The following is a 3334-nucleotide window of genomic DNA, read 5'->3' as shown; positions in this document are numbered from 1 at the left end:
GGCACTTAGACGATACTGACACCGTATAACAAAAAGTTATAGCTCGGAGAATCCGGGCTGTTTTATAAACAATTAAAATTAAAGATTATGGAAAAGAAAGAAGAATTATTGGAAAGACTAGTGAATGGAATTGAGTTGCAAAACAAATTACTTGCTATGCAATTAGCTAAAGAAGTTGGCATTTATGGATTTAATATGATTGAAGAAGAAGAAAAAAGAATATCAACACTAGAAGAAAGAGCTGATATTCTTTTAAAAAGAAGTTATTTAAAACGTTAATCCGTATTATCTGCACTTTTTACTTTTTCTGTGCACTTTACTATATCTTTCATTTCGTTTATATCAATATCTACATCTATATATTCATTAGCAGAAAAATAAAGTTTACATCTATCTTTAGATGAAGGCATTACGTATGCTATTTGTTCTATATTTACAGGCATGTATACATATTCTGTATTTCTTAAACCTGATGGGAATACCGGTAATTCAATAAATTTGCTCATATTCTTGTCGTTTTAAAGGTTAATACTAGCCGCAAATGTACTGCTTATAAACTATAAGCAGTACATTGCTCTATATGTTGTATAAGAATGTTCTTTAGCATCCTTACAGACTTATTTTTTGGAAAATATGTGACTAACAGTTTGCATATATCGTTGATTTTTAGTATATTTGGATAGTTAAAAATTTGACGTTATGAAAACTGATTTTACTCTTTTAACTCTCTATGAGAACTTTCCCGATGAAGAAAGTTGTATCAGGTATTTTGAGATGATGCGTTGGGGAGATAAGGTAATTTCTCCTTTTGACCCGACATCTAAAGTGTACAAATGTAGTAATGGGAAATACAAATGCAAGAATACTGGGCGATACTTTGATGTAAAAACCGGAACTGCATTTGCTAAAACTAAGATGCCAATGAGAAAATGGTTTTCTGTGATGATGTTACTATTAACTCATACAAGAGGGATTTCTTCCTGCCAAGTTGCTTCAATATTAAAAATTAAGCAAAGAACAGCGTGGGGAATGATGCAGAAAGTTAGACAATATATGTCTATGGAAAACAACCATAAATTATCCGGTGAAGTAGAAATAGACGAAACATTTGTAGGTGGTAAAAACAAGAATCGTCACAAAGATAAGAAAGTAGAGAAATGTCAGGGACGTAGCTACAAAGATAAGACTCCTGTATTTGGCATTCGGGAAAGAGATGGCAAAATTATCGCTAAGGTTGTTCCCAATATTTATGGAGATACATTGCTTTCTATTGTAAACGAGTATGTAGAAGAAGGAAGCGTAGTCTATACAGACGGAGCAGGTTATCCGGGAATTAATATTAATTACGAGCAAAGAGATGTAGACCATAGTAAACACTTTTACGGTACGACCTATGTTACTGATGAAGGAGAGATAATTGTTGTTAGTACAAATGGTATCGAAAATGTTTGGTCACATTTTAAGAGAATGATATTTGGGATATACTATCATGTAAGCAGAAATCACATGCAAGAGTACGTTGATGAATATATTTTCCGATTTAATACTCGAAATTTTACCGATTCTCAAAGATTTAATTTATTTTTGCGTAATGCAGCTTAGTTATGGGAAAGAAAAAGAAACAAGAAATAGATCTAAGTAACATTAAAACAGTGAGGTTAGAGATTAACTTTTCTGTTCCTAAAGAACAGTTCGATGAACTGCTCCGAAAGATGGCGTACATTGCGGAAGGGAAAACACCGGATCAAGTCGAAGATGAGAAAGATAAAGACAAGGAGGAAAAGAAGAAGGAGTAACAGTTTGTAATTTATGAAGTTATTCTTATATTTGCAGCGTATCATCGAATAGATGGTACGCTTTTTACGTATTATAGCCTAATCGCCATCGAACTACCACATTGACAGCAATAAGGCTATTTTGGAACTCACTTATGGGTGTATTGCGTTTATACGCCATATATTGGCGTAGACTTTTGCCTATAAGTGAGTAGGGTGTGGTAGCCCTCGATGGCGTTAGGCATTAGCTCTACGCCTTTTTCATATATATGCGTGAGGTGATGCTAACTAAATGGAAACATTATTATTTAGTATTAACCAATAAAACGCAAAATGTTATGAAGAAGCTAAAATTACTTTCCCTTTTGGTGCTACTAGGGTTCAATTCCTGCCAGCAAATGACCGTAGAACAGAAAATTGAAAAACAATTCAAAGCTTATGTAAATGAAAATTTTGATACTCCTTCATCTCTTAAAGAGATAGTATCTATTAAATTACACAATACCATAAGCATGGATAGTATAGTCAAAAAGGCAAGAGAAACTATAAATATTAGTGATGTTGTTGATTCAATCTCTCCATTAATAACAGATTCCGATTTCATAGAATACTTAAAATTCATTGAACCTCGCAATCCTAATTTTAGATTTAAAATAGAAGAAATGCAAACTGCTTTGAAAAATCTGAAATCATTTGATAACTTAACATATTCAGTAGCTAAATTAAATCTAAAAACAGAACTTAAAGATTCCATTGAAAGTGATACTGTTTATACTTATAAGATTAAGTATAGAATAGAAACGAAGAATGAAATGAGTTTAGAGGATATATATGCTATTGTAGATAAACAGAATAATATAAAGGTTTGCGAATTTTTTGAAATATCTGATGCTTTTCCTGCTAAGATGAAGTTTTTCAATGATAATATAAATACCTTAGAACGATATTCAAATGATAAGTTTGTATTAGAACAAGATTTAGCGGATATATTGGAAGCTATTAGAGAAAAAGATTATTAATAAACTAAATCAAAAAAGTATGAGACAAAAGTGGAAGTGATTAAGTATTATTAGCAGATATTATGCTTGTAAATCAAGCATAACTTAGTATATTTGAAATCGAATAAGAAGAGCTGCATCTACCAAATGCAGCTCTCAACAAAGCCTACTTCTTGTTAGTAGGAGGACAACGTTTATAAGGTTTGACAATTACCACTTGATTATCTCTAATGGCAATATATCCATCAACCTCAACGGTCTTTTCTTTGTTGCAAATATGCTTTTTCATAATAAAAAAGTTTTTAATTTATAGTCAAAAGCCTAACTACGTAGACCCTTTCCAATTATCCACGTAGTATTATGACAAGCATACTGCCTCTTATTTGCAAAGATAAAGGTTTGATCTGAATATCCAAATTTATATCAAACAAAGAAACATGCTCTTTCCAGTTAACACCAACTAGAAAGAGCATGTTTATTAACTAATTAAAATGCATATAGACGGTAGCTATAACTAAAAATTATAATAATAATTTGTGGTGTCGGTATCGTCTAAGTGCC

The 3334-nt window shown here is 31.7% G+C and carries 6 protein-coding genes; 4 read left to right on the top strand and 2 right to left on the bottom strand.

Translation table 11 applies throughout. The annotated features are described in order from the left end of the window. The first annotated feature begins 87 nt into the window (after positions 1-87). Positions 88-279: a hypothetical protein gene (locus BSCG_RS00180; RefSeq protein ID WP_008777659.1), complete on the top strand. Its 192-nt coding sequence runs from the start codon at positions 88-90 to the stop codon at positions 277-279. Here BSCG_RS00180 and BSCG_RS00185 read toward each other — a convergent pair. Beyond that, positions 276-506 carry a hypothetical protein gene (locus tag BSCG_RS00185; RefSeq protein WP_008777658.1) on the bottom strand — a complete coding sequence of 77 codons (231 nt, stop codon included), beginning with the start codon at positions 504-506 and terminating at the stop codon, positions 276-278. The genes BSCG_RS00180 and BSCG_RS00185 overlap by 4 nt on opposite strands. A gap of 193 nt (positions 507-699) precedes the next feature. Between BSCG_RS00185 and BSCG_RS00190 the strand changes: the two genes are divergently transcribed. The 3 genes from BSCG_RS00190 to BSCG_RS00200 all read left to right on the top strand — a co-directional run bounded on the left by BSCG_RS00190 (position 700) and on the right by BSCG_RS00200 (position 2794). After that, complete coding sequence (locus BSCG_RS00190; RefSeq protein ID WP_008777657.1) at positions 700-1602, top strand: IS1595 family transposase; 903 nt, start codon at positions 700-702, stop codon at positions 1600-1602. Positions 1603-1604: 2 nt separating this feature from the next. Further along, positions 1605-1796 carry a hypothetical protein gene (locus tag BSCG_RS00195; protein WP_008777656.1) on the top strand — a complete coding sequence of 64 codons (192 nt, stop codon included), beginning with the start codon at positions 1605-1607 and terminating at the stop codon, positions 1794-1796. A gap of 317 nt (positions 1797-2113) precedes the next feature. After that, positions 2114-2794 (top strand): hypothetical protein, encoded by a 681-nt coding sequence (locus BSCG_RS00200; RefSeq protein ID WP_008777655.1) that lies wholly within the window; start codon positions 2114-2116, stop codon positions 2792-2794. A gap of 145 nt (positions 2795-2939) precedes the next feature. Here BSCG_RS00200 and BSCG_RS30805 read toward each other — a convergent pair whose 3' ends face one another. Next, a complete protein-coding gene (locus tag BSCG_RS30805; protein WP_256379275.1) occupies positions 2940-3062 on the bottom strand; it encodes a hypothetical protein in 123 nt (40 codons plus the stop codon). Positions 3063-3334 lie beyond the last annotated feature (272 nt).

Origin of the sequence: Bacteroides sp. 2_2_4, assembly GCF_000157055.1 — a bacterium.
GTDB lineage: Bacteria > Bacteroidota > Bacteroidia > Bacteroidales > Bacteroidaceae > Bacteroides > Bacteroides ovatus.
The sequence above is the reverse complement of the archived record's forward strand: the minus strand, read 5'-3'. Positions and strand labels throughout refer to the sequence as shown.